This window comes from Pseudomonas sp. BIOMIG1BAC, assembly GCF_001705995.2.
Taxonomy (GTDB): Bacteria; Pseudomonadota; Gammaproteobacteria; order Pseudomonadales; family Pseudomonadaceae; genus Aquipseudomonas; species Aquipseudomonas sessilinigenes.
In genome coordinates this window covers 7,045,148-7,070,109 of sequence record NZ_CP049045.1, presented here as the reverse complement: position 1 = coordinate 7,070,109, position 24,962 = coordinate 7,045,148, and the positions used below count along the sequence as shown (strand labels likewise).

Genomic DNA, 24,962 nt, shown 5'->3' with positions numbered 1-24,962 from the left:
CATGGGCGAGTTTGAACTGATCCGTAACTTCTTCGCTGCCGCGCCTTGTGCGCAGGGTGGCGAGGGCGTTGCCCTGGGGATCGGCGATGACTGTGCCTTGCTGGCAGTTGCTCCTGGCGAGCAATTGGCGATTTCCACCGACACCCTGGTGGCGGGTGTGCATTTCGCCGATCCCTGCGATCCCTTCCTTCTTGGCCAACGTTCCCTGGCGGTGGCTGTCAGCGACCTGGCCGCCATGGGCGCCACACCGCTGGCCTTTACCCTTGCCCTGACCTTGCCAGCGGTAGCCACCGATTGGCTCGCCGCCTATGCCCGTGGCTTGAATGCCATGGCCCAGGATTGCGCCGTGCGCTTGATCGGCGGCGATACCACCCGGGGCCCCCTGACCTTGACCATGACGGTGTTCGGCCGCGTACCCGCAGGCCGGGCCCTGACCCGCAGCGGCGCGCGGCCTGGTGACCTGCTGTGTGTCGGCGGTCCGCTGGGTGATGCCGCTGGCGCCCTGCCACTGGTGCTGGGCCAGCGCCAGGCCGCGCCGGCAGTGGCCGAGCCGTTGCTGGCCCGCTACTGGTCGCCGCAACCGCAGTTGGCCCTGGGCCAGGCGTTGCGTGGCAAGGCCACGGCAGCCCTGGATATCTCCGATGGGCTGTTGGCCGATTGCGGGCATATCGCCGCGGCGTCATCGGTCGGGTTGCAAGTGGTGCTGGACACGCTGCCCCTGTCCAGGCCCCTGGTGGACTTTCTCGGCCTGGAGGGCGCTCGTGCTGCGGCCTTGAGTGGCGGCGACGACTATGTGCTGGCCTTCACCCTGCCACCTGCCGACTTGACGCCATTGCAGGCCGCGGGTTGGCCCGTGCATGTGGTGGGGCAGGTGGTGGCGGGGCAGGGCGTGGCCTTGCTGGATGCCGCAGGGCAGGACATCACCCCGGGCATCCGGGGCTACCAACACTTTCCGGAGACACCGTGACAGATCATCCCAATCAGGTTCCGGCGGAGTTCGTACCCCCGTCGGTCTGGCGTAACCCCTGGCATTTCCTCGCGTTCGGTTTTGGCTCGGGCACCCTGCCCAAGGCCCCGGGCACCTGGGGTTCGCTGGTTGCGCTACCCTTCATTCCGTTTTGGCAGATGTTGCCGGACTGGGGCTACTGGCTGATGCTCGGCATCACCATGCTGTTCGGCTTCTGGCTGTGCGGCAAGGTAGCCGACGATCTGCGGGTGCATGACCATGAAGGCATCGTCTGGGATGAGATGGTCGGCATGTGGATCACCTTGTGGTTGGTGCCCGCCGGTTGGCAGTGGTTGCTGGCGGGATTCCTGATGTTCCGCTTCTTCGATATTCTCAAGCCCTGGCCCATCCGTTGGGTCGACCGGCATGTCCATGGCGGTGTCGGCATCATGCTCGATGATGTCCTGGCCGGGGTTTTCGCCTGGCTCGCGATGCAAGGGCTGGTGTGGTGTTTCAGCTGAGGGGCAAGGCATGGGTGTCTGTCGCGGGCTACTGGCGTTGCTGGTCCTCTGGAACTGTTGTAACGCATGGGCCGGCGAACAAGCGTCGTTGCCCAGGCAGATTCGCATTGCCAGCGAGGAGTGGGACCAGTACAGCGAGGCCGACGGCCAGGGCTTGTCCTGGGATATCCTGCGGGAGGTCTTCGAGCCCCAGGGGGTAAAGGTCGAGCGCAGTAGCGTGCCCTACACCCGTTCGGTCGGGCTGGTGCAACGTGGCGAGGTGGATGCCCAGGCCGGTGCCTACCACAATGAATCGCCTGGCGTGCTCTATCCGCGCTGGAACTACGACAACGACCATATCTACGCCCTGGGCCTGGCCGGCGGTCCTGAGTTGAGCCTTGCCAACCTGGCCAGCTACCGGCTGGTCTGGGTGCGTGGCTACAAGTACCAGGACTACCTGCCCAACATCGGTATCTACAACGAGATCCGGCGTCGTGTCGGGATCCTGCCGATGCTGCTGTACCACCGCGCCGACTTTTACATCGATGGCCAGACCGAAGTCGACTACGTGCTTGGGCAGGCCGAAGACCCTTCCCGTTTCAAGCGTTCGCACCTGGTGGAATTGCCCCTGTACCTGGGCTTTGCCGATACCGCGCGCGGGCGCGCCCTGCTTTCGTTGTATGACCAACGCATGGAACAACTGGTGAAGAGTGGTGGCCTGCGGCCGATCTTCCAGCGCTGGAAGCAACCTTATCCCTTTGACGAGAAGCGCTAGCCGGTGGTCCGGTGATCAAACTTATCGATCTTTATCCACGATAATTCAGCCTAAGCGTCCAGTGGAGGCTGCTGTTACAATGCCGCCTCTGCGAATCTCCAGTCCCCATACAGATCAGGAGCACAACAGTGCCCGTTGTTTTTGTTGCCGCTTCCAAGCTGCCCACCCCCTTTGCGCAATTCACCATGCACGGTTTCCTCGACGAAGCCACCGGTCGCGAGCACGTGGTGCTCAGCCTGGGCGATATCGCCGACGGCGCGCCTGTGCTCGGTCGCCTGCACTCCGAATGCCTGACCGGCGATGCCCTGTTCAGCCAGCGTTGCGACTGCGGTTCGCAGCTCGAAGCCGCCCTGCGGGCCATCGCCCGTGAAGGCCGTGGGGTGCTGCTGTACCTGCGCCAGGAAGGCCGGGGTATCGGCCTGCTGAACAAGATCCGCGCCTATGAACTGCAAGATGGCGGTGCCGATACCGTGGAGGCCAACGAGCGCCTGGGTTTCGCCGCCGACCAGCGCGACTACGCCATGTGCCTGCCGATGCTCGAGCACCTGGGCGTCAAGGCCCTGCGCCTGATGACCAACAACCCGCGCAAGGTCAAGGCCCTGACCGAGATGGGCATCCAGGTCGCCGAGCGCGTGCCTCTGCATACCGGCCATAACCCGCACAACAAACTCTACCTGGCGACCAAGGCCAGCAAGCTCGACCACATGATGGGTAACGAGCACCAGGGCGAGGTCGACCGCGCGTGACCCGGGGCCAAGTGAGGCGGCGCCTGGCCGTCAGCTGGTGGCAGTACCTGGCGTTGGCGTTGCTGCCGCTGTTCGTGCTCAACGCCGTATTCGGCCAGGGCGAGCCGATTCTGCCGGTGCTGGCGATGCCGTTCTTCATTGCCGGGGTGGCGTCGATGTTCGTCAGCCTGCGCTTTTTCGGTGCCTACAAGCACGGCTTGATCGCCACCCAGAAAGCCCTCGATACCCCAGAAGAACCAGCGGCCTGGATCGACCTGGCAGCGCGGCGGCGCACGGCCCTGCTGGTGGCAGCGTTGCCAGCCTGGATCGGTGCCCTGGCGGTGTTCGTCGGCCTTGAGGCCGTGCCGCTGATGCTCCTGGCCCTGTCCACGGCGGTGTTGTTCTACCTCTACCGCATCCCACGCCAACTCGGTTGATGCAGCGCTGGCTGGCCGTCTTGCTGCTGGCTCTGTGTGGCCAGGCGCTGGCCGCCGAGCGGGTCGTCAGCCTGGCGCCATCGCTCTCGGAAATTGTCGTCGAACTGGGCGCCGCCGACCTGCTGGTGGGCGTGCTGGATGCCGGTGAGCGCCCGGTACCCCTCAAGGACCTGCCTTCGGTAGGGCGCTACGGCCAGCTGGATATCGAGCGCTTGCTGAGCCTGCGGCCGGACTTGCTGCTGCTCTGGCCGGGCAGTGTCGGACCGGCCCAGAAGGAGCAATTGGCGCGCCTGGGCATTCCCACCCTGGTTGCCGAACCCCATGACCTTGCGCAGCTGACCGCCCAGATCGCCGAGATCGGCCAGCGCCTGGGGCGAGCACAAGCCGGCCAGGCATTGGCGACCCAGCTGGACCAGCAACTTGCGCAACTGCGCCAGCGCTATCGCCGCGAGTTGCCCCTGCCGGTGTTCTATCAGGTCTGGGATCGTCCGCTATACACGGTGGGTGGTGGCCAGATCATCAGCGACGCCCTGGCGGTCTGCGGGGCGCGCAATGTATTTGCCGATCAACCGCTGCCGGCGCCCCAGGTCAGCATCGAATCGGTGTTGCAGCGTAACCCGCAGGCGATTCTCGCCACGGCCCAGGGGCAATTGGATGCCTGGAAGGCCTGGCCGCAGATTGCCGCGGTTGAGCAGGGGCGTTTGTTGCTGGTGATGGACAAGGGCCTGGAGCGGCCCAGCGGGCAGATGGTCGGCGCAGTGGCCAAGCTGTGTGCATTGATCGCGCCCGAGCGTTGAGCCGGTTCTACAGCTCAGGGGTCCAGGTCACCCCGAGCATCCAGGTCCGACCTTCTTCGCGGTAGCCGTAGTCGCTGCCCTGGTGGCTGTAGAGCGCACGGGAATAGGACTTGTCGAAGACATTGTCGAGCTTCAGGTCCAGCTTGAGCTCCTGGTTGACTGCCCAACTGCTGCGCAGGCCGAACAGACCATAACCGCCAAGCCGCTGCGTGTTTTTCTCGTCGTCATAGCTACCACTCACCGCCAGCCAACTGGCGCCGAGGCCCAGGCGATCGAACTGTCGGTCCAGATCCAGGCTAAGAGTACGCCGGGCGCGTCGGGGGAGTGTATGGCCTTTGTCGCGGTCGCGAGGGTCGATGATGGCCAACCCCAGATTGCCCTGCCAACCGAACAACTCCTGCTTCAGTGAGGTTTCAAAGCCGTTGATACGTGCCGAACTGATGTTTTGTGGACCATCGTTTTTGAAGATGATCGCGTCCCGAAGATCGGTCCGATACAGCGAGACCTCCAGTCGGCTGCTGTCGTTGAGCTGACTGCGCCACTGCATCTCGTAGCTTTTCGAGATTTCGGGTTTCAGATTCGGGTTGCTGTTTTTAGAACCGCTACTGTCTGGGAAGTAGAGGTCGTTAAATGTTGGGGCACGGAAACCCTCACTGTAAGTCAGCAGCAGGTCGTTGTCCGGTGTCAGGGGCAGGGTGAAGGTTCCGCTCCAGCTACTGTGTCCGCCGAACTGTTGGTTCTGGTCGCGGCGCAGACCCAGCTCGGTGGAGAAGCTGTCGGCCTGAAAACGGTGCTGAATGAATGCAGCCCGGTTCCATCGGCTGTCCTCGGCGAAGTACTGTGGGGTGCTGCCGATGAAAAAGGCCGGGCCGGTATTGAGTCGGTCCTCGTACCAGTCAGCGCCAAGAATCAGGCTGTGTTGCGCAGTCAGGCGCAGATCGTTTTGCCAGGCAAGTGAGTCGCGGTAAGTGTTGAACACGCTACGTTCGTCGCTGAGCTTATTACGCTTGAGGTCGCGGTTTTCGCTGTGACCCAGTTCCAGTCGGGACTGCCAGCGGTCATTGACCGTCGCATCGATAAAGCCGCTGGCGCTGCTGACGGTGAAGTCGGTGTAAGGGTCCTGCTCCGCGGCGAAAGGCTTGTCATAACGGCTGCGGCCTCGGTTATCCAGCAGGTTGAAGCCCACTTCCAGGTCGTCGCTGAGGGCATGGCTTAGGGTAAAACTCAGGGATTGGTTGCGGTAGCCATCGTGATCCGTATCGCTGGGGTAGGAGGTGTGGGTCCAGTCGATTCCGGCACTTTCATCCAGGTTGGCGCCGAGGCTGAAGCGGGTCCGTTGGTTGCCGCCAGACAGTCCCAGGCTGCGCTCCCAGGTCTGGTTGCTGCCAGCGGCAACGCGCATGCGCCCATGCAGTCCCGAGTCGGCGCTGCGGCGGGTGAAGATTTGGATCACTCCACCAATGGCGTCGCTGCCGTAGATCGCCGAGCGCGAGCCACGCAGCACTTCCACCCGCTCGATCTGCTCGACGCTGATGAACTGCAGGTTGCTGTCGCCGCTGGATGAACTGCCGATGCGCTGACCATCCACCAGCACCAGGCTTTGGGCCGATTTGGTGCCGCGAATGAAAATGTTCGGCAGGGCGCCGCGTCCGCCGCTCTGGGCAACCTGCACCCCGGGAACCCGTTGCAGCAGGTCGGTCAGGTTGGTGGGTTGCAGGCGGTCGATGTCCTCCCGGGTGAACACCGTGTTCGCCGCGCTGCTGTCGTTGCGCGCCTGTACCTGGCGGTTGGCGCTGATCAGGGTGTCCGGCAGCTTCAGGGCCTGGTCGCGGTCGGAGGTGTCGGCCAGCAGTTCGCCACCGGGCAGCAGGAACAGGGGCAGGGCAAGGCGGGAGAGTTTCATGGCTGCTCCTTTTCGCACGGCGCGGGTTCGGCCGCAGGAGGTGATGGGCCGTGGATGGGGAGAAGCTGGCGCCCGCGTGGCGGGCGCTCAGCATGGGGCGCTACAGCTTACGCCAGGCCCAGCAGCTGCAGGCGCTGGCGCACCGAGGCTTCGATGCCGGCTTCGTCGAGGCCGCACTCGGCGAGCATCTGCGCTGGCTTGGCGTGTTCGACGTAGGCATCCGGCAGGCCCAGGTGCAGGAGCTGCTTGAGAATGCCTTCCTGGGTCAGGAACTCGCCGACGGCACTGCCGGCGCCGCCCATGATGGCGTTTTCCTCGATGGTCACCAGCAGCTCGTGGCTGCCGGCGATCTCGCGCACCAGGGCTTCGTCCAGGGGTTTGACGAAACGCATGTCGACCACGGTGGCGTCGAGCTTCTCGGCCACCTTCAGCGCTTCGGCCAGTTGCACGCCGAATACCAGCAGCGCCACTTGCTTGCCCTGGCGACGGATCACGCCCTTGCCGATCTCGATCGGCTCCAGGTCCTTGTCGATCGGTGCGTTGGGGCCGGTGCCACGTGGATAGCGCACCGCTGCCGGGCCGTTGTACAGGTGGCCGGTGGTGAGCATCTTGCGCAGTTCGTTCTCGTCGCTGGGGGTCATCACCACCATGCCGGGAATGCAGCGCAGGTAGGACAAGTCGAAGCTGCCGGCGTGGGTCGGGCCGTCTTCGCCCACCAGGCCAGCGCGATCGATGGCGAACAGGACGTCGAGGTTCTGCACCGCCACGTCGTGGACCAGCTGGTCGTAGCCGCGTTGCAGGAAGGTGGAGTAGATCGCCACCACCGGCTTGGCGCCTTCGCAGGCCATGCCGGCTGCCAGGGTCACGGCGTGCTGCTCGGCAATCGCCACGTCGAAGTAGCGCAGCGGGAAGCGTTCGCTGAAGGCCACCAGGTCCGAGCCTTCCTTCATGGCCGGGGTGATGCCCACCAGGCGCGAATCGGCGGCGGCCATGTCGCACAGCCACTCACCGAACACGCCGGAATACTTCGGCCCGCCGGCTTTTTTCGGTGCGGCTGCCGGAGCGTCCAGGGGTTCGAGCTTGGTGATGGCGTGGTAGCCGATGGGGTCGACTTCCGCCGGGGCGAAGCCCTTGCCCTTCTTGGTCACCACGTGCAGGAACTGCGGGCCCTTGAGGTCGCGCATGTTGCGCAGGGTGGCGATCAGGGTCGGCAGGTCGTGGCCGTCGATCGGGCCGATGTAGTTCCAGCCCAGCTCTTCGAACAGGGTGCCGGGCACCAGCATGCCCTTGGCGTACTCTTCGGTGCGGCGGGCGATTTCCCAGGCACCGGGCAGGCGCGACAGCACTTTCTTGCTGCCTTCGCGCATGCTGGCGTAGGTGCGGCTGGAGAGGATCTTGGCCAGGTAGTTGGACAGGCCGCCGACATTGCGCGAGATCGACATGTCGTTGTCGTTGAGGATCACCAGCATGTTGGCGTCCACTTCCGGCGCGTGGTTCAGGGCCTCGAAGGCCATGCCCGCGGTCAGGGCGCCGTCGCCGATCACGGCGATGGCCTTGCGCTCGCTGTTCTGCAGGCGGGCGGCGATGGCCATGCCCAGGGCGGCGCTGATGGAGGTGCTGGAATGACCGACGCCGAAGGTGTCGTACTCGCTCTCCGAGCGCCGGGGGAAGGCAGCCAGGCCGTCTTTCTGGCGCAGGGTGGCCATCTGCTCGCGGCGACCGGTGAGGATCTTGTGCGGATACGCCTGGTGGCCCACGTCCCATACCAGCCGGTCGTCCGGGGTATCGAACACGTAGTGCAGGGCGATGGTCAGCTCGATGACGCCGAGGCCGGCACCGAAATGCCCACCGGTCTGGCCGACCGTATAGAGCAATTCCAGGCGCAATTCATCGGCCAGGGTTTCCAGCTCGGCTTCGCCTAACCGGCGCAGGCCGTCCGGCGTCTGGGCACGGTCGAGCAATGGCGTGGTCGGGCGCTTGCGGGGAATCTCATGAAACGTCGTGGGCATCAGGCGAATCGTTATAGGTGTAGAAAGAGGCGGCAGTTTACCTTATGCATCGCAAGCTGCCCACGCAGAGCACTGAACTTGGCCGATATGCGGTCCTTTGCCCGGCCTTAGATCAGTTGCGGCGTTCGACGATATACCGCGCCAGCTCCCGCAAGGGTTCGGCTGCCGCGTCAAACGGACGCAGGGCATGCAAGGCCTGGTCTCGCAGTTCCAGGGCGTACTCCTTGGCCGCTGCCAGGCCCAGCAGCGCCGGGTAGGTCGGCTTGTCCCGGGCGATATCGGCACCCTGGCGCTTGCCCAGGGTCGCGGTATCGCTCTCGACGTCGAGGATGTCGTCCTGGACCTGGAACGCCAGGCCGATGGCTTGGGCATAGGTTTGCAGGGCCTTGAGTTCATCCTTTTCGGCCCGGCCGCTGGCCAGGGCGCCGAGGATGACGCTGGCTTCGATCAGCGCGCCGGTCTTGTGCCGGTGCATGTATTCCAGGGCCTTCTGGTCGAGCTTGAGCCCCACCGAACCAAGGTCGATGGCCTGGCCGCCGACCATGCCCGCCGGGCCTGCGGCCTGGGCCAGGGTGGTGACCATGCGCAGGCGGATCTCGGCGCTGGCATCGCTCAGACGCGGGTCCAGCAGGGCGCTGAAGGCCAGGCTCTGCAGGCCGTCGCCGGCGAGGATCGCGCAGGCCTCATCGAACGCCTTGTGAGTAGTGGGCTGGCCGCGGCGCAGATCGTCGTCGTCCATGGCCGGCAGGTCGTCGTGCACCAGGGAATAGGCGTGGATCAGCTCCACCGCGCAGGCCGCACCGTTGGCCTGCTCCGGCTTGCCGCCCAGGCTCTGGCAAGCGGCGTAGGCCAGCAGTGGGCGGACGCGCTTGCCGCCATTCATCACGCTGTAGCGCATGGCCTCATAGAGGCGGGCAAGTTCGGGACTGGGCGCGCTGAACAGCGACTGCATCGCCGCATCGACACGGGCCTGGCAGTTGGCCTGGTAGGTGGCGATCATTCTGGTTGTTCCGCCGAAAAGGGTTGCTCGGCCAGCTCGCCATCGCGCTCCAGCAGGATTTGCACCTTCTGTTCGGCCTGGGCCAGGGCGGCCTGGCAATCACGGGTCAGGCCGATGCCTTGTTCGAAGGCGGTCAACGAGTCTTCCAGCGACAGCTCGCCGTTCTCCAGACGCTCGACCAGGGTTTGCAGGTCGGCGAGGGATTGTTCGAAATCTAAGGCAGCTTTTTTGCGGGCCATGGCGGCTATCCCGGGTGACGTTAAACCGGCGCGACACTAGCAGACACTGGGGTTTCGGGCAAATGAGAAGCGCTCGCTGGCACGCTGGGCAGGCTCGTGCGCACAGGATGAAAATCCGCTGCCGAGCGGCAGGATGAAACCTTGCGGGATGGGCCGGATACGAGGGCGGGCAGCATCCGGGAGCGAAGGCGAAGTGACGCAAATATTGAGGTGTTTACCCCCTTGCTCTTGAAGGGTGATGTCACCGTAATGGCACGGCTGGCGTGGCTTCCAGGCCGATGCCGACTCCCTCGCAAAATCCCTTTTCCCCAATTGTGCAACAGACGGCAAATCGATAATCTGCGCCCTTTGAGCGCCCATCATCATTGGGCGACCTTCCGAATGTTTCGCAGCCGCGCCGAGGATCTGGCGCCAGGGTTTTCCCATGCATGGCAGGACGCACTACATGCGCGCTCTATCCTTCCTTTTGTTGACCCTGCTGGTGTCCGTTGGCGCACGGGCCGAACCTTCGGCCGAGCTGCAGGAGCCCCTGGGCGGCTGGCGCTATTCCGGGTTGCTCGACCGCACCGAACAGGACCGCGTGGCCTATCCGACACCGCCCATCGATCGCGGCATTCAGCGCAACCGCACCATGATCGAGGGCCAGCTCAAGGCCATTGGCCATTTGCGCCAACCCCACAGCCTGTCGGTCAACGGTAATCCGCTCAATCTCTACACCGACGAACAGGGGCGCTTCGGTCGTCCCTATGCCTTTGGTGCTGGCTCCAACAGCGTCGAAGTGCGCAGCTCCGAGGGCAAGTCGCTCAAGCGCGTGCAGTTCTACGAATCCAACCCGAACAAGACCCCGCCACGTATCCGCGTGGTGCTCGGCTGGGACGACCCCAAGGCCGAGCTGGACATGCACATCATCACGCCCGACGGCCAGCATGCGTACTTCGGCCATCCGGGCCTGACCAATGGCGGTGGCCTGGACCCGGACGGGGTCGATGGCCCGGGGCCGGAGATGTTCACCATGACCGCGCCGCTGCGCGGTACCTACCTGATCTACGTCAACTACTGGGGCAACTTCGGCAGTGGTGGCTACAACTTCGATGAACGCAGCAACCAGAACGAAGTGATCACCTCGCAGATCAACCTGATCCTTAACGAAAACACCGTCGATGAGAAACGCGAGACCTTTATCGTGCCCATGCGGGCCATCGGCGACCTGTTGCTGGTCAAGTCTTTCAACTATTGAACATCCCGCACCACGGATGAATTGGGCTTTGTGAATCATGAGCGAAAACACAGCATCCCCGGCGGCCGGCGTCCCCGGCACTGAACAACCCGGCAGCCAGCGGCGCTGGCCAGCCCTGGTCATGGGCCTGTGCCTGGCGGCGGCCGTCGCCACCGGCGTGGGCTGCAAGCCCAAGACCTCGGTGGCCGAGCTGCCCGGCGACAAGCTGGGCCTGAGCCGCCCCGATGGCCTGCTGGAGACCCACTCCCTGGCCCAGTTGCCCAAGGACCTGCTGGCCGTACCGTTCCTGCGTGAAACCCTGACCGAGGACTTCGTCTTCTATTACCAGGCCCATGCCGACCGCCTGGGCCTGATCGGCAGCCTGCGGCGAATCATCTACGAGCATGACCTGAAGCTGCAGGACAACCTGATCGAGCAACTGCTCGACCAGCCAGCGGACATCGCCCTGTGGCGCGGCGTCGACGGCCGGCTCAAGGATTTCCTGCTGGTGATGGACCGTGGCGGCCTGGCCAAGCTGCTCGAGCCCCTGGCCAAGGCTGCCCTGGATGACAGCCAGCTGAGCAAGCTGGCGGAGCTCAAGGTCGGCGGCGATGCGGTGACCCTTTACCAGCTGAACTTCAACGCCAACAAGTCCCTGGCCTTCGCTTCCCATGGCGACAAGCTGGTGGTGCTGTCCAACCCGACCCAGCTGTATGACCTGGACTCTGGCGTCAGCGACGTACATGGCGCGGTCTCCACCAAGGCCCTGGAAGCGCTGCTCAACGGCGACAAGCTGTTTCCCGAGGCCTTTGGCCTGGAGGCGCGCAAGCCTGAGGTGCAGCAGCGCCTGGCGGTCAACTCCAGCGTCCTGGCCATGGGTTACCAGCGCTTTATCCCCAACTTCGCCGGCCTGCGCTTCGACATGGACGACAAGGGCTGGCACAGCTACCTGGCCATGGAAGAACAAGAGGACCAACCGGACTTCGACTTCAAGCCGATCTGGCAGGCCATGCCCATGGGGGCCAGTGCCTGCGTGGCGCTGCCCCTGGCGGCGCAGCAACAGAAGCCGTTGCTGGTCAAGCTCGGCGCCGAGGAGTCGGTGGCCCAGGCCCTGACCGAACACATGTCCGGCAGCGCCGGACTGTGCTGGTACGCCGACTCGCGGTTGTACACGCCGTTGCTGGTGGCCAGCCTCAAGGACAAGGACAGCGCCAAGCTCGACGCCGACCTGGGCAAGCTGTTCGGCTCCATGGTGGGTTCCCGCGAGAGCAAGGTGGCGCAGCGGATCTTCCCGGTGGTCGAGCAGCAGGACGGCAACGTGCACCAGTGGCAGCGCCAGGTCAGCTCGAACTTCGGCCCGTACCCGGCCAAGCAGGCCAAGGACCCGCAAGCCATCACTGGCCGCGCCTTCATGCAGGTCAGCCTGGCCCGCCATGGCTCGACCCTGGTGTTCTCCCTGGATGACAAGCTGGTGACCAAGGCCCTGGGCACCCTGGACAAGCGCTTCCCGCCCCTGGCCGACGTGGCGCCGAAGAATGCCCTGATGCCGATCTACCTGGGGCCGCAGTCCCTGGCGCAGTTGATCCAGCAGGAAACCTTCGACAGCCTGCCCCAGGACATGGAGCCGGTATTCAACAACGCCGCGCAGACCTACCTGGTGCCCAAGCTGCGCACCCTCGGCGGTTATGGCAAATACGCCCTGACCCTGCCCGAAGGCAGCGAGCCCAATGGCCATTGGCAATGGCTGCCGCTGCAATGGCAAGCCCTGTGAACGCCTTGCGCCATGGCCTGACCCGTCTTGGCCTGCTGGCCCTGCTGCTCAGCAGTGCAGTGGGCGCGACCACGGTTGCGCCGCTGGATGTGCAGCAGTCCCAGGTGTTTCGTGCCTGGTTCGTGCGCATCGCCCAGGAGCAGTTGAGCCAGGGCCCGAGCCCGCGCTGGTACCAGCAGGACTGCGCGGGGCTGGTGCGTTTTGCCGCCAATGAAGCGCTCAAGAACCACGACAGCAAATGGCTGCGGGCCAATGGCCTGTCCAACCGCTACCTGCCCCCGGAGCTGCAACTGAGCGAAGGCCAGCGCGCCCTGGCCCAGCAGTGGCAGCAGGGCGGCGGCAAGGTCGGCCCCTACGTCAATGCGATCAAGCTGATCCAGTTCAACAGCCATCTGGTGAGCCGCGACCTGGGCCAGGCGCGCCCCGGCGACCTGTTGTTCTTCGACCAGGGCGACGACCAGCACTTGATGATCTGGATGGGCCGCAACATTGCCTATCACACCGGCACCACCACCCCCACCGATAACGGCATGCGCTCGGCCAGCGTGCAGCAACTGATGACATGGAAGGACACCCGATGGATACCCGACCCCGCCAACCCGAACTTCATCGGCATCTATCGACTGAACTTCCTCACCCAATGAGCGAATCGCGTATGTCCCGTTTTCTGTTTCGCCTGACCCTGGCCTTGACCCTGGTGGCTCCCGTGGCCCTGGTCAACGCCGAGGACTCCGTGCCCGCCAGCGATTACGCAGCGGTCGCCGGGGAGAGTTTCTTCCTGCTGTCCGACAGCAGTTTTGCCAGCGACGAGCAGGCCATGGTGCGCCTCGAGGCCCCGGGTCGCGACTATCGGCGTTTTCGCATGGAGCCCTATGGCGGCGCGGACATCCGGGTCTACCGGATCAACCAGCCGCTGGACTTCCTCAAGCGCCAGAAGAACCTGCATCGGGTGGTCAGCGATGGCCAGTTCAAGGGCGAAGGGTTGTCCAACACCCTGGCCTACCTCTGGGACAACTGGTATCGCAAGTCGCGCCGGGTGATGCAACGCGCCTTCTCCTACGAGTCGCGCAAGCAGGTGACCGAAGAGGTTCCGGAGCTGAAGGTCGGCAACTCGTTGCTGGCGCCGACGCCCTATGACGCTCAGCCGCAGTTCGGCCTGGTCCCGGGCTTGCCGCTGGTGACCCAGTTCCGCTATCCGCTGTGGCAGGCCAAGCCGATCCAGCCGCCGGCCGGAGTCAACCTGGCCGGGTCTTCCAGTGACTTCATCAACGTCGCCCCGGGCAACGTCTACATTCCCCTGGGGCAGCTCAAGCCAGGCCTGTACCTGGTCGAAGCCCTGGTGGGCAAGTACCGCGCCACCACCATGGTGTTCGTCTCCAATACCGTGGCGGTGAGCAAGATTGCCGGTGACGAGCTGCTGGTCTGGGCAGCGGGCAAGCATGAAGGCAACTCGGTGCCCAAGGTCAACGTGCTGTGGACCGACGGCCTGGGCGTGATGAACAGCGGCGCCACCGATGAGCAGGGCCTGGTGCGCTTGAAGCACGTCAGCCCCGAGCGTTCCTATGTGATCGGTGAAGACCAGGAAGGCGGGGTGTTCGTCTCCGAGAACTTCTACTACGACAGCGAGATCTACGACACCAAGCTCTATGCCTTCACCGACCGGCCGCTGTACCGTCCGGGCGACTGGGTATCGCTGAAGGTCGTCGGTCGCGAGTTCAAGAACGCCCGGGATTCGGTGTTGCCCGGTGCCGGTACGGTGAATGTCAGTGTGCTGGATGCCGCAGGCACCGCCCTGCAGAACCTGACCCTGAACCTGGATTCCAAGTCCGGCACCCAGGGCCGCTTCCAGCTGCCGGAGAATGCGGTGGCGGGCGGTTATGAGTTGCGCCTGCGCTACAAGGACCAGGTCTACAGCAGCGCCTTTCGCGTAGCCGAGTACATCAAGCCGCACTTCGAGGTGTCCCTGAGCCTGGCCAAGCCGGACTTCAAGACCGGCGAGGCGGTCAAGGGCAACCTGGTGCTGCTCTATCCTGATGGCAAGCCGGTGGCCAATGCGCGCCTGCAACTGAGCCTGCGGGCCCAGCAGCTGTCCATGGTGGACAACGAACTGCAGTACATGGGCCAGTTCCCGGTGGAACTGACCAGCGCCGAACTGACCACCGACTCCAAGGGTAGCGCGAGCCTCGATCTGCCGGCGGCGGACAAGCCCAGCCGCTACATGCTCACCGTGTTCGCCAGCGATGGCGCCGCCTATCGGGTCAAGACCACCAAGGAAATCCTCATCGAGCGTGGCGCCGCGAGCTTCAGCCTCAGCGCCCCGCAGCGCTTCAGCGCGGTGGGCGACAAGGTGCAGTTCAGCTACGCCAACCAGAACACCAGCGAGCAGAGCAAGAACGTCTTGCCCAGCCGCTACAGCTGGGTGCGCATGGAAGACCAGTCCACCGGCGAGGGCAAGCTGGCCGCTGGCGACAGCGGCTTCGCCCTGGCCTTCGAACGTCCCGGTACCTACAACCTGACCCTGCGCGACGAGCATGACCGGGTCGTGGGGGGCACCAGCCATTCGGTTACCGGCGAAGGGGTCAAGGCCGTGCCGGGTACCGTGGAGATCGTCCTCGACAAGCCCGAATACAAGGCCGGTGATGAAGCCCTGGCGCTGATCACCTTCCCCGAGCCGATCAACGACGCGCTGCTGTCGCTGGAGCGTGACAAGGTCGAGGGCACGGCACTGCTGTCCCAGGGTGGTGATTGGCTGAAAGTGGAAAAACTCAGCCCGACCCAGTACCGCGCCCGAGTGCCGGTCAAGGACAGCTTCGCGCCGAACCTGACCTTCTCCGTGCTCTACACCAAGGGTGGCGAATACAGCTTCCAGAACGCTGGGATCAAGGTGCTGACGCCGCAGATCGACGTGGCCATCCAGACCGACAAGGAGAAATACCAGCCGGGTGACACCGTCACCGTGGACCTCTCCACCCAGTTCGCCGGCAAGCCGGTGCCGGCCCACCTGACGGTCAGCGTGGTGGACGAAATGGTCTACGCGCTGCAGCCGGAAGTGGCGCCGAGCATCGATCAGTTCTTCTACCATCCACGGCGCAACAACGTGCGCACCAGTGCCAGCCTGTCGTTCATCAGCTACGACGTGGCCCTGCCGGGCAGCCCGACGGCGCCGGGCAAGGCCAATCGCAGCGAGCGTGGGGTCAAGGTCCTGGAGCGTCCGCGCCGCGAAGACGTCGACACCGCTGCCTGGCAGCCGGAGTTGGTGACCGACGGCAGCGGCAAGGCCCGTTTCACCTTCCGCATGCCCGACTCGTTGACCCGCTGGCGCATCACCGCCCGTGCCATCGCCGACGATGGCCAGGTGGGCCAGAAGAAGCAGTTCGTGCGTTCCGACAAGGCCCTGTACCTGAAGTGGAGCGGCCCGACGCGTTTCCGCAATGGCGACAAACCGGACCTCGGGGTCTTTGCGTTCAGCCAGGCCGAGCAACCGGTCAAGGCCGAGCTGGTGGTGCACTACGCCGGTGAGTCCCAGCGCCTGCCGGTGACCCTCAATAACGGCATCAACTACGTGGCCCTGCCGGCCATTGCCCCGGGCAATGGCGATTGGAGCGCCGAGCTGGTGCAGGGCGGCAAGACCGTCGACACCCTGGCCGTGCGCCTGGCAAGCAACGCCGCTGGCTGGCAGACCGTGCAGACCCAGAGCCTGGATGTGGTGACCACCAGCACGCCACTGGGCCTGCCGGCCGATGCCGGGGAGATCCGCCTGCGCCTGGATGACAGCCCACAGGCGTTGTTCCGTACGGCCCTGGACGATCTGCTGGAATACCCCTACGGCGGTGTCGAGCAGACGGCCAGCCAGTTGTTGCCGCTGAGCGTTGCCTACCCGGCACTGGCGGGCAATCCGCAGATCCGTGATCGCCTGCGCCTGATGATGCAGAACAGCCGCCTGCGCCTGGTGCACATGGCCGGGCCGGAAGCGGCATTCACCTGGTGGGGCGAGGACGCCGATCCGGATGCCTTCCTCACGGCCTATGCCTATTACGCCGACTGGAACGCCAGCAAGGTCATGGACCTGAACCTGCCACCGGAGCACTGGCAGCGGGTCCTGGAGGTCTACGCCAAGCAGGCCGGGAATACGCCATTGCTGCAACGGGCGCTGATCCTGTCTTTCGCCCGTGAGATGAAACTGCCGATCAATACCCTGGTCAGCGGCCTGATGGACGACCTGGCCAAGGCCGGGGAGGGTGCGCAAGCCAGCGTGCAGGATGACGATAGCGCCAGCCTGGTGATGGATGATCCTGATTCCGCCCTGGGCCTGGCCAGTGCCCGGGTGCTGGCGGCGGCCCTGGCACGGGATGCCAAGGTCACGCCACCGCCGGCGTTCGTCGCCCAGCTGGAATCGGCACAACAGCAAGTGGAGCTCAGTTCCCAGCCGTTCGCCCAAGCCTTGAACCTGTCGCTCAAGCCATTCGATCAAGCGGCTGCGCGGGCCTTGCTGCAACGCCTGCTGCCATCGCAATCGACCCTGGAACGGGCCCTGGCCCTGACCTGGCTGCAACGCAGCGTGGCTCAATCGGCTCCGGCCGTGGCCTTGAACCCGGGGCAGGGCTGGAAGCAGCGCCAGGGCGCCAGCGGCGAAAGCTACTGGCAGTGGCAGGGCGCGCAGCCGCCTGCGGTGCTGGCCTTGAATGCCGTGCCGGAGCGTCCACTGCAAGCGTCGCTGAGCTACCTGAGCAAGGTCGAGGGTGGCACGCCTGCGCCGGTGAATATCACTCGGCGCCTGCTGCGGCTGGTGCCAGGAGACGAGGCCTTCACCTTCAAGCTGGAACCGGTGGGCAACAAGCCGATCGCCAGCGATGGCCTGTACCTGGATGAGGTGATCATCGCCAACGAAGGCAAGCGGCCGCTGCTGTACGGCATGCTGGAGGTACCGCTGCCGCCGGGCGCCGACGTGGAGCGCACTACCTGGGGTATCAAGCTGGCCGGCCCTGCGGGCAGCGAAGCTGCATCGCTGGAGAAGGCCCGTGCCGAGCCGGGGCAGATGAGCTACCGGGTGCCGCTGGATGCGCTGAACGACAGCAGCGAAGTACGCCTGCGCCATCTGGTCCGTTTCTCCCAGAAAGGCCAGTTCAACCTGCCGCCGGCACGCTTCTACCAGGTCTATGCACCGGAGCATCAGGCCCAGGAGCGTACTCCGGCCTTGGGCCAGGTTTCGGTCAAGTAACATGCTGCGACGTTGGACCTGGCTGTGTTTGTGTTTGCTTCCTGGGCTGGCGACGGCCCAGGACGAGCCTCTGCACCTGGCCTGGAAAACTGCTCCGGACAGTGAGCTGGTGAGTCTTTCCAGGACCCAGGTTGTGGCGCGTGAGCCCCTGTCGCCAGAACTGCAGGCGCCCCTGGGCAGCATCTGGAAACTCTTCGTTTATGCCTGGCTGGTGGACACCGGCGCCCAGGAGCCGGCGTACGCCTGCCAGGGCAAGTCCAGGGACGAGGTGTACTGTTGCTCGGCAGGCGGCAGCATTGCCCGGGATCAGGCATTGGTACGTTCCTGCGGCCTGTACTTCGAGCCTGCGCGCCTGCAGCTGTCGGCTGGGCAATGGCGCGATTACTGGCAGGCACGGCAGGCCCCCGACTGGCTGCAAGACCTGGACCGACTGCAGCCCCAAACCCGGGTACCCGTTGCGCAACTGCTGCAGGTGCTTGCCCAACTACCGGCCCAGGACACCGCTCGCCGGGTACTGCTGGATGTGGTGCTCAACGCCGGTGACGGCAGTGTGGTGGGCGCCCTCGGCGGGCGGTTGCGGGTCAAGACCTGGAGCTGGCTGGCGGAGCATGATCCACAATCGCGCCAAGGCGGCTTTGCCGGCTGGCTGGTGGACGGTACACCGCTGTGGGTCGGCGGACGTGGCACCAGCCAGCGGGTGTTGAAGGACTACGCGCAGGCCTTGGACCAGGTGCTGCCGGACAATCCGCCTGTGGACAAGGATCGTTGCGTGCAAGTCAGCCTGTTCTCCCGCTATCCGCTGAAAAGCGTCAGCCGCAATGGCCAGCCGGTCGGGCCCGGTGCCCTGCAAGGGGATTACCGGGTGGTGTTTGCCAACGGCAACCAGTTGGATATCCACAGCGCCGGCGAGCTGTTCCTGCAACAGGAGGGCTTGGCGCAACGGTTGGTGGCGCGCCTGGACCGTGAAGAGTACGTAGCCCGGGTATTGCAGCGCGAAGCCAGCAGCGAGCCACGGGAAGCGGCCAAGGCCCTGGCGGTGGCGATCCGTACCTACCTGCTGCAGAACGCCGAGCGCAGTGGCGAATGCCTGAGCATCGACGACAGCAGCAGCCGCCAGCGGGTCGCCCCGCGTCCGGCGACCACCGAGGCCCGGGCGGTTGCCGCCTGGACCGATGGGCTGGTGTTGGCCGGGACCCAGGTCACCTATCACTCGGACTTGCAGGCACCGGACAAGCTGTCCTGGCAGCAGGCTGTGGAGCAGGCCGGCGCTGGCCAACGCTACGATGCCATCCTGTTGCATGCCTACCCACGTGCCAGCCTCAGCCGCTGGGACAACCCGGTGGCGTCCTGCGAGCCCTTGCCAGCGGCCCAGGACTGGTTGATGAAACAGCGGCGGCGTTGGCGCCAACCGCTGGAGCAAGAGGTGGGCTACAACGAAATCAGCCAGTTCGCGGTTTGTCGCCTGGGCTTCGGTCGACCCTATGTGGACCGCGAACGGCAACGGATCTACGTGCGTGGCGTGCTGTCGCTGCAGGACCGCCTCGACCTGACCCATGAATACCTGCACCTGGCCTTTGAAGCCCATCCCAACGGCCAGGATGAAACCTACATCGAAGGGCTTGCCCGCCATCTTTTATTGGAATAGGCCATGAAATTTCCTGCTACCCCTGTGCTCCTGTTCCTTTGTGGAATGTTCAGCCTGCCCGCGGCCTTGGCCGACAGCGGCATCCAGCTCGACACCCCCAAAGGCGGGTGGCGCACCCGCGCCGACGACGGCGAGCAGTATCGCCAGAGCGTCAATTATCCGGCCTCGTCGGTGAACACCCCGCAAGGCCAGGCCGATACCGCGCGTATCCGTGGCCAGATCAAGGGTTCGCCCAAGGCTTCGCAGCCGGGCAAGCTCATCATCAATGGCATCAGCATGCCGCTCAAGGTCGACGAGGATGGCGGTTTCGACCGACCCTATTCGTTTCCCAACGGTAGCAATAGCGTCGAAGTACGCAGCCCCGATGGCCAGCAGCGCAAGCGCGTGCAGTTCCTCAATACCGGTGGTGGCACCACGCCGCCCAAGCTGCGGGTGCTGTTGTCCTGGGACAGCGACAACACTGACCTGGACCTGCACTTGGTGACTCCGGATGGTGCGCATATCTGGTACGGCGACCGGGTGGCTCCCAATGGGGCGGCGCTGGACGTGGACGTGACCACCGGCTATGGCCCGGAGATCTTCTCCATGCCTGCACCGCTCAAGGGCCAGTACCTGGTGTATGTGAACTACTACGGTGGCGGTTATCGCTCGGACGACGACGGGGATGGCGGCCAGGATAACGCCGTGCAGCCCCTGACCACCGCCCAGGTGACGGTGATCACCGAGGAGGGGACGGCGAATGAGAAGAGTGAATCGTTCATCGTGCCGATGCGTGCCCCAGGGGAACTGACCCTGGTACGCAGCTTCAGCTATCCGTGATCGATCCCTGCCATGAACCAGCGTTCATCGGCAGGGAAATAGCCACTGGGGCCGCGGTCATGTCCGGCCAGCGATGATGCTGGCCAGGCGATGAGGGGAGGGTGGATCAGTCGCTCTGGTCGGCGGTGGAGAGTACTTCGTCGATCTTCCAGCAGCCTTTGTCCTTGACCATGCGCACATCGACGACCTGGGTGGTGTCGGGGGTGCTGCCCAGGGTCACTTGCTCCTTGGCGGTGGAGCCCTGGATCTGCGGTTCGCTGACCTGGATCTGGGTCAGCCACTCATCCATGTAGTCCTGGGCCTTGAGGAAATAGTCCTCTTCCAGGCCATCGGGGCTGGCCATCTGTTTCTTGATCTTGGCGACCAGCGACTCCGAGACGTACTTCTTCATCTCGGCGGCATTGTCGGTCACCGGGTCCTTGTCCTGGCTGTAGGTTTGCAGGTACCAGCTGTAAAACGCCTGGGTTGCCGGCTTGGGCGAGCTGGCGCAATCGGCCAGTGCCAAGGGCTGGTGCAGCGCCATGGCCGCGAGCAGCGAACAGAAGAGCATTCTCATGGTGAGCCCCTTACGGATGACGGTAGATTTTGTATTCAGGTTTCTGTACCCGATAGGAGTGCCCAGGGTAGAAACCGTGCATCTGCTTGAAGTCTGACACCCAGAGCTTGCCGTTGAACATCGCCATGTGGCCGTGAGGGTGGCCGGGGATGGGCTGGATGATCACCACGTCGCCAGCTTGTGGTGCCTGGCCGGCTGGTTGCTCGACAAAACCCACGGCGGTCAACGATGAGCCAAAGTCCTTGGCCGAGTGCCTGCGGTGCAGGATCACGCCACCACCGCCGGCTTCGATCGCCTGGCGCGTGTAGGCCGCACAGCGTCCGGTACTACCGGCGTGGGCGTGGTTGTTCAAGTGACTGATAGCGGCTTCTTTATTCCACATTCCTTGTCATCCGAGAGTCCTGAGAGCGGCGATTTTATGCGTGCCGAAGCGGCTCGGAAATACTGGCGAAATGCCTTGTTGCTGGGCTTTGGGCGGTGGTTCACAGATCTTGGGCGGGCGTTGCGGGGGGCTACGAAGCCTCAGCCCAACTGTCGCGCAGGGGCCCGCCAGGACCGGGTATGCACTCGATTGCGCCCCTTGTCCTTGGCGTCATACAGCGCTTCGTCGGCTTGGGACAGCAGGCGCGACAGGTCATAGCCCAGGGCCTGGCTGGTCACGACCCCGATGCTGACGCTGAGCAGCCCCGGAGCCAGCAGTGGCAGGTGGGCGAAGGACTCACGGATCCGCTCGGCCGCCTGTACCGCTTCTTCTTCATCGGTATCGATCAACAGGCAGGCGAACTCCTCCCCACCGATACGAGCGAACACATCGTCCTTGCGCAGGGTCTGCGATAGCACTTGGCTGAAGGCAATCAAGGCCTGGTCGCCTGTCTGATGGCCGAAGGCATCGTTAAGGCGCTTGAAGTTGTCCAAGTCGCACAGCAGCAGGGCGACCGGCTTGTCTTGATCCCGGCCCTTGAGCAGCAGGTGATCGCCATGGACCATGAAGGCCCGCCGATTGCCGATGCCGGTCAAGGCATCGCAGAACGCCGCCGCCTTGAAGCGCAGCTCGACACGCTCCTTGACCATGGCCAGGGTCACGTAGGCAATGCCGATCACGTAGACCATCGCTTCGAACAGCATGAACGAGAAAAATGGAACCCCCACGCCCTGGCCTTTCAGGGCCTGGGACATACCCACGCCCTGGTCCGTGATGCTGCGCACGATATAGAAAACGGTGTGCAGCACCGTCAGCACCAGAGCTGGGGTGCAGGCTACCTCGAGGCTTCGCCGGCTGCGCCAGAACTCCAGCACTGTCACCGCGCCATATCCACCGACCAGGAGTGAATACACGGTAACGCGCACTGTCATCGAGTGGTAGAAAGCCGGAATCATGCACAGTGCCAGCCAGAGGCCGGCGCCGGCCAGCAGGCCGAGTGCATGGGGCGCACGCCCGGCGAAGACCCGCATCGCCGTCCAGTTGAGCGCCGCGCTCAGTAGCAGGACCATGTTGCCGAGGATCTTCGGCACGAAGTCCACCCCCTGGTCGCGCCAACTCACCAGCACCATGCCAATCGCTGCCAGTAACATCATGCCGCCCAGGTAGGCCAGTGGCCGCTCGCGGCGCTCACGCAGCCAGGCATGAAACGTCAGCAGCCCCATCAAGGAGAAGATGAACACAGACACCACGAGCAAAGTGGGGATGTGCAGAGCCATGTCCTGAGTTCTCGTGAGCCGGTTGCGGCAAATTGCCATTAATGGGCGGGATTGTACGAGAACTGTGGAACGTTGGTGCAAGAACTGAAAATCACCCGCAGATACGGTGCAGGCCAGTTGGTGAGTTCGGTCATGGCTGGCCTTGCATGGCGGGAATGCCGCGAGTGGCAGGGGCTTATCTGAATGTCCCGCAGAGCGCATTGCCCTGGTAGCCGTGGAGGATGGGAGCCATGAACATCAATGGGCCACAGGCATGGAACGTCGAGCCCAGGGTCTGGCTGGAGCGCAGTAACGGGGTTGGTGTCCCGTGCGCATCATTACCGTAGGAAATGGCGCTGTCGTAGGACTCGCAAACCGGTAGTTTCAAGGGGATGGGAAGAATGACCGCCCAGATCGTGGTGCCGCACCATCGGCGTCGGGGCGAGGTCTTCTCCGTGTGGGTGATTACGGGGGGAGTCCCGTTCTTGACGAGCTGCTGGTAAGCCACTGTCGTCGATTCCTGCTTCTCAGGCATATCTACCCAGGCGCCGACACAACCGGACAGTCCAAGGACGATCAATGTGCAAAGCAGGCCTTTGATAGTGGCCGAGCCCAGGTACTTGGGATTGCGAGGGGAAGAGCATTTGCGTGGGTCGTGCATCCTGCACCTGTCGTCTGGGGGAGCGCTACCTGGATTCCAGGTATTAAAAAGCCGGCTTGTGGTTAGCTTTTTATCGATATATGTATTTGAAAAACAATGTTTTATAGTTTTCATGAGATCTGCAGTTCCCCCATTTGTTCCCCCACTTTTTGAGATTTTTGCCTGATTTTTTTCCGGCAAAGACCGGCTTTTTTTGGCCTATTTCGTTGGTGTTTTCGACTGTTCGAATTGTTTTTTATCGAATTGGCGACGTCATCAAAATCGCAGCTTGCCTCAGGCCCCACCGAAAAAATGCTCAGCGGGAACGACTGCGTCTGGCCATCTACGAGGGTGAGATCATCATCAAATGATTTTGATAATTTTAGCTGGTAATTGCCTTCGGTCACAAAACCTACGCAAACATGGTCTGGGCATGATAGCTTTTGGCCATTGACTGAAAGGAAGTCGCGAATGATGGAGCAAGGAAGCGCTCAAAAAAACATTGCTAATGTTGCCAAAACACCAGGCACTTTCAACAAAAGGTGTCTTTATGCAATTTAGACTTAGCGCGGCGTTCCTTATTTTCATTGGGTCTTATACGCCGCTAGCGATAATTCTTGCGATCCAAAACATTCCCTTCGAATGGTGGTCGCGCCCACTTTGCAAGCTGTCCCAATTGCTGGCGCCGACCTGCGCCTTCATGCCATTCAAAAATCCGGTGCTTGCTATTTTGCTGGTCGGGTTAACAGTATCTTCGGCATTTTTAGCAAGCCAGCTTTTCAAACGTATCGCCTTCCCGCACCGCATAGAGGTTGTATCCGTTAAGGCGGTACCTAACGAAATTATCAATTACACATTTCCCTATGTGGTTTCATTCATGGGGATAAGCTATTCCGAACCGGAAAAGCTTTTAGGTTTCTTAGTGTTTCTGCTTTGGATGTTTGCCATTACCTACAAGTCCGGGCAAATAATCATGAATCCGCTTCTGTTGATTTTCGGTTGGAATCTGTATGAGGCCAATATTCAAATCAATGGTGTTTCGCGCACGGTAAAAATACTGAAAAAAGGGGCCTTCCCTCCTGGGGGCTACAAAGCTCAAACTATCCAAGATTTCTACATCTGCAAGGAGTAGCCATGCAATTGCACTTTGATAATTTTAGAAATTTTAACTATGCCGATGCCACGGTGCACTTGTGGATTTTCAAGAGAAGCACCACTGATCGGAAGTTTAACACCTCCTATGTTCAAACTGACGATGCCGTTAACACCCTGCTGAAGGATGTGGCGACCCACGAAGTCAATCGAACCACCGAGTTTGCTCCCTATTCTTACCTCGCTCAAACGAATGAAAATAGCTGCCTGGCCACCCCGGTACTCGCGACCAATTTTTCTTTATTAAAAGCGCAAGTAGATCGCCCAGAGCCTGAGTGTGCTGTGGAGTCCGTCGAGGAGTTGAAGGGCGCGCAAGGTTACGTGGTAAAATTTACTCATAGCGGTCAAACCATTTATGCCGTGAAACGCTCCACGGCATCTTGGAAAACGTCCTATCCCAACAAATTTATCAATATGGTCTTTAGTAACGGCGAGCTCTCCGCCGCTGAGAATAACAGCTTCTCTATAGAAAAAAACTTTGACTTCTACTGCTCGGCTGACACGTTATTGATCAGCGCCAAACGTGCGTTTGAGTCATTAATGCAATACAAAGAGGCTTACACGCAAGCTTTTAAAGCTTTGCAAGTCAATGCCGACTTCTCTAACTTGTTTTCTGATCTTGCTCCCCTCGTTGAATACATTGGAACCAATTCTACGCAGCTACGACGCATGGCCACCATTGAGCAAAAGTCCTTATATTCAAACCCTGGATTTATGGGAAGTTTGCAAAATGTTAATGCGCTTAGGAATTGGGGAATGAACTTCGATCAGGCTAATGGCAAGATAGTCGTCTGCAGTGCAACTGCGCCAACGATTTTACAAGTGCTGTTGGATCATCGCTTGATGAGTGAGGTGACCAGCAATATTTATGACGTGCCTGACGCGATTCAAATTTGATCATTTTGACAAATCGAGCGAATTTGCCAGTTCGGGCTTC

General features: G+C 62.7%; 22 protein-coding genes. 14 read left to right on the top strand and 8 right to left on the bottom strand.

Translation table 11 applies throughout. From position 1 onward, the window contains the following. Position 1: 1 nt before the first annotated feature. The 6 genes from thiL to ATY02_RS32865 all read left to right on the top strand — a co-directional run bounded on the left by thiL (position 2) and on the right by ATY02_RS32865 (position 4,180). Positions 2-967, top strand: coding sequence for a thiamine-phosphate kinase (gene thiL, locus ATY02_RS32890; protein ID WP_068579064.1), 966 nt, complete (start codon positions 2-4; stop codon positions 965-967). Then, entirely contained in the window at positions 964-1,467 is a 504-nt protein-coding gene (locus ATY02_RS32885) for a phosphatidylglycerophosphatase A (protein WP_068579061.1), read from the top strand. The genes thiL and ATY02_RS32885 overlap by 4 nt, the downstream gene beginning before the upstream one ends. Before the next feature lie 10 nt (positions 1,468-1,477). After that, complete coding sequence (locus ATY02_RS32880) at positions 1,478-2,221, top strand: substrate-binding periplasmic protein (protein WP_068579059.1); 744 nt, start codon at positions 1,478-1,480, stop codon at positions 2,219-2,221. Positions 2,222-2,349: 128 nt separating this feature from the next. Continuing rightward, complete coding sequence (gene ribA / locus ATY02_RS32875; protein ID WP_022641266.1) at positions 2,350-2,967, top strand: GTP cyclohydrolase II; 618 nt, start codon at positions 2,350-2,352, stop codon at positions 2,965-2,967. After that, positions 2,964-3,383: a hypothetical protein gene (locus tag ATY02_RS32870; protein ID WP_022641265.1), complete on the top strand. Its 420-nt coding sequence runs from the start codon at positions 2,964-2,966 to the stop codon at positions 3,381-3,383. Before ribA ends, ATY02_RS32870 begins: the two co-directional genes overlap by 4 nt. Further along, on the top strand, positions 3,383-4,180 hold the full coding sequence (locus ATY02_RS32865) for a cobalamin-binding protein (RefSeq protein ID WP_068579058.1): 798 nt from the start codon (positions 3,383-3,385) through the stop codon (positions 4,178-4,180). The genes ATY02_RS32870 and ATY02_RS32865 overlap by 1 nt, the downstream gene beginning before the upstream one ends. Before the next feature lie 7 nt (positions 4,181-4,187). Here ATY02_RS32865 and ATY02_RS32860 read toward each other — a convergent pair whose 3' ends face one another. The 4 genes from ATY02_RS32860 to ATY02_RS32845 all read right to left on the bottom strand — a co-directional run bounded on the left by ATY02_RS32860 (position 4,188) and on the right by ATY02_RS32845 (position 9,331). Next, complete coding sequence (locus tag ATY02_RS32860) at positions 4,188-6,083, bottom strand: TonB-dependent receptor domain-containing protein (protein WP_068579056.1); 1,896 nt, start codon at positions 6,081-6,083, stop codon at positions 4,188-4,190. Positions 6,084-6,190: 107 nt separating this feature from the next. Further along, positions 6,191-8,092, bottom strand: coding sequence for a 1-deoxy-D-xylulose-5-phosphate synthase (dxs, locus tag ATY02_RS32855; protein WP_068579054.1), 1,902 nt, complete (start codon positions 8,090-8,092; stop codon positions 6,191-6,193). A gap of 112 nt (positions 8,093-8,204) precedes the next feature. Beyond that, entirely contained in the window at positions 8,205-9,092 is an 888-nt protein-coding gene (gene ispA, locus ATY02_RS32850; protein ID WP_068579052.1) for a (2E,6E)-farnesyl diphosphate synthase, read from the bottom strand. Then, positions 9,089-9,331, bottom strand: a complete 243-nt coding sequence (locus ATY02_RS32845; protein ID WP_068579050.1) for an exodeoxyribonuclease VII small subunit — start codon at positions 9,329-9,331, stop codon at positions 9,089-9,091. The genes ispA and ATY02_RS32845 overlap by 4 nt, the downstream gene beginning before the upstream one ends. 445 nt (positions 9,332-9,776) lie before the next feature. Between ATY02_RS32845 and ATY02_RS32840 the strand changes: the two genes are divergently transcribed. Genes ATY02_RS32840 through ATY02_RS32815 form a run of 6 tightly spaced genes read left to right on the top strand, consistent with a single transcriptional unit; the run spans position 9,777 to position 20,000 of the window. After that, positions 9,777-10,568 carry a YfaP family protein gene (locus ATY02_RS32840; RefSeq protein ID WP_068579048.1) on the top strand — a complete coding sequence of 264 codons (792 nt, stop codon included), beginning with the start codon at positions 9,777-9,779 and terminating at the stop codon, positions 10,566-10,568. 37 nt (positions 10,569-10,605) lie between these two features. Then, entirely contained in the window at positions 10,606-12,318 is a 1,713-nt protein-coding gene (locus tag ATY02_RS32835; protein ID WP_068579046.1) for a DUF2138 domain-containing protein, read from the top strand. Then, positions 12,303-12,962: a DUF1175 domain-containing protein gene (locus tag ATY02_RS32830; protein ID WP_068579044.1), complete on the top strand. Its 660-nt coding sequence runs from the start codon at positions 12,303-12,305 to the stop codon at positions 12,960-12,962. Before ATY02_RS32835 ends, ATY02_RS32830 begins: the two co-directional genes overlap by 16 nt. After that, complete coding sequence (locus ATY02_RS32825) at positions 12,959-17,536, top strand: alpha-2-macroglobulin family protein (RefSeq protein ID WP_083235619.1); 4,578 nt, start codon at positions 12,959-12,961, stop codon at positions 17,534-17,536. The genes ATY02_RS32830 and ATY02_RS32825 overlap by 4 nt, the downstream gene beginning before the upstream one ends. A gap of 1 nt (position 17,537) precedes the next feature. Next, positions 17,538-19,181, top strand: a complete 1,644-nt coding sequence (locus ATY02_RS32820) for a DUF2300 domain-containing protein (RefSeq protein WP_068579041.1) — start codon at positions 17,538-17,540, stop codon at positions 19,179-19,181. Positions 19,182-19,184: 3 nt separating this feature from the next. Next, positions 19,185-20,000: a YfaP family protein gene (locus ATY02_RS32815; protein ID WP_068579038.1), complete on the top strand. Its 816-nt coding sequence runs from the start codon at positions 19,185-19,187 to the stop codon at positions 19,998-20,000. Between the two features lie 106 nt (positions 20,001-20,106). Here the strand turns inward: ATY02_RS32815 and ATY02_RS32810 are convergent, their stop codons facing one another. The 4 genes from ATY02_RS32810 to ATY02_RS32795 all read right to left on the bottom strand — a co-directional run bounded on the left by ATY02_RS32810 (position 20,107) and on the right by ATY02_RS32795 (position 23,280). Continuing rightward, positions 20,107-20,556, bottom strand: coding sequence for a DUF3828 domain-containing protein (locus ATY02_RS32810; RefSeq protein WP_068579036.1), 450 nt, complete (start codon positions 20,554-20,556; stop codon positions 20,107-20,109). Positions 20,557-20,566: 10 nt separating this feature from the next. Further along, complete coding sequence (locus ATY02_RS32805; protein ID WP_068579033.1) at positions 20,567-20,938, bottom strand: cytoplasmic protein; 372 nt, start codon at positions 20,936-20,938, stop codon at positions 20,567-20,569. Between the two features lie 140 nt (positions 20,939-21,078). After that, the gene (locus ATY02_RS32800; RefSeq protein WP_068579031.1) at positions 21,079-22,254 is read right to left on the bottom strand and encodes a sensor domain-containing diguanylate cyclase; all 1,176 of its coding nucleotides are present in this window, start codon (positions 22,252-22,254) and stop codon (positions 21,079-21,081) included. A 750-nt stretch (positions 22,255-23,004) separates the two neighbouring features. Further along, positions 23,005-23,280 (bottom strand): hypothetical protein, encoded by a 276-nt coding sequence (locus ATY02_RS32795; protein ID WP_141698142.1) that lies wholly within the window; start codon positions 23,278-23,280, stop codon positions 23,005-23,007. A 143-nt stretch (positions 23,281-23,423) separates the two neighbouring features. Here ATY02_RS32795 and ATY02_RS32790 point away from each other — a divergent pair, with 143 nt between their 5' ends. After that, positions 23,424-24,005: a hypothetical protein gene (locus ATY02_RS32790; RefSeq protein ID WP_068579106.1), complete on the top strand. Its 582-nt coding sequence runs from the start codon at positions 23,424-23,426 to the stop codon at positions 24,003-24,005. A 2-nt stretch (positions 24,006-24,007) separates the two neighbouring features. Further along, positions 24,008-24,922 (top strand): DUF4868 domain-containing protein, encoded by a 915-nt coding sequence (locus ATY02_RS32785; RefSeq protein ID WP_068605544.1) that lies wholly within the window; start codon positions 24,008-24,010, stop codon positions 24,920-24,922. The last annotated feature ends 40 nt before the right edge of the window (positions 24,923-24,962 follow it).

Bases quoted from the DNA above. Each gene is read 5' to 3' on its own strand.
- thiL (WP_068579064.1), top strand. From the start codon at position 2: ATGGGCGAGTTTGAACTGATCCGTAACTTCTTCGCTGCCGCGCCTTGT.
- ATY02_RS32880 (WP_068579059.1), top strand. From the start codon at position 1,478: ATGGGTGTCTGTCGCGGGCTACTGGCGTTGCTGGTCCTCTGGAACTGT.
- ATY02_RS32865 (WP_068579058.1), top strand. From the start codon at position 3,383: ATGCAGCGCTGGCTGGCCGTCTTGCTGCTGGCTCTGTGTGGCCAGGCG.
- ATY02_RS32860 (WP_068579056.1), bottom strand. From the start codon at position 6,083: ATGAAACTCTCCCGCCTTGCCCTGCCCCTGTTCCTGCTGCCCGGTGGC.
- dxs (WP_068579054.1), bottom strand. From the start codon at position 8,092: ATGCCCACGACGTTTCATGAGATTCCCCGCAAGCGCCCGACCACGCCA.
- ispA (WP_068579052.1), bottom strand. From the start codon at position 9,092: ATGATCGCCACCTACCAGGCCAACTGCCAGGCCCGTGTCGATGCGGCG.
- ATY02_RS32845 (WP_068579050.1), bottom strand. From the start codon at position 9,331: ATGGCCCGCAAAAAAGCTGCCTTAGATTTCGAACAATCCCTCGCCGAC.
- ATY02_RS32840 (WP_068579048.1), top strand. From the start codon at position 9,777: ATGCGCGCTCTATCCTTCCTTTTGTTGACCCTGCTGGTGTCCGTTGGC.
- ATY02_RS32835 (WP_068579046.1), top strand. From the start codon at position 10,606: ATGAGCGAAAACACAGCATCCCCGGCGGCCGGCGTCCCCGGCACTGAA.
- ATY02_RS32830 (WP_068579044.1), top strand. From the start codon at position 12,303: ATGGCAAGCCCTGTGAACGCCTTGCGCCATGGCCTGACCCGTCTTGGC.
- ATY02_RS32825 (WP_083235619.1), top strand. From the start codon at position 12,959: ATGAGCGAATCGCGTATGTCCCGTTTTCTGTTTCGCCTGACCCTGGCC.
- ATY02_RS32820 (WP_068579041.1), top strand. From the start codon at position 17,538: ATGCTGCGACGTTGGACCTGGCTGTGTTTGTGTTTGCTTCCTGGGCTG.
- ATY02_RS32815 (WP_068579038.1), top strand. From the start codon at position 19,185: ATGAAATTTCCTGCTACCCCTGTGCTCCTGTTCCTTTGTGGAATGTTC.
- ATY02_RS32810 (WP_068579036.1), bottom strand. From the start codon at position 20,556: ATGAGAATGCTCTTCTGTTCGCTGCTCGCGGCCATGGCGCTGCACCAG.
- ATY02_RS32805 (WP_068579033.1), bottom strand. From the start codon at position 20,938: ATGTGGAATAAAGAAGCCGCTATCAGTCACTTGAACAACCACGCCCAC.
- ATY02_RS32800 (WP_068579031.1), bottom strand. From the start codon at position 22,254: ATGGCTCTGCACATCCCCACTTTGCTCGTGGTGTCTGTGTTCATCTTC.
- ATY02_RS32790 (WP_068579106.1), top strand. From the start codon at position 23,424: ATGCAATTTAGACTTAGCGCGGCGTTCCTTATTTTCATTGGGTCTTAT.
- ATY02_RS32785 (WP_068605544.1), top strand. From the start codon at position 24,008: ATGCAATTGCACTTTGATAATTTTAGAAATTTTAACTATGCCGATGCC.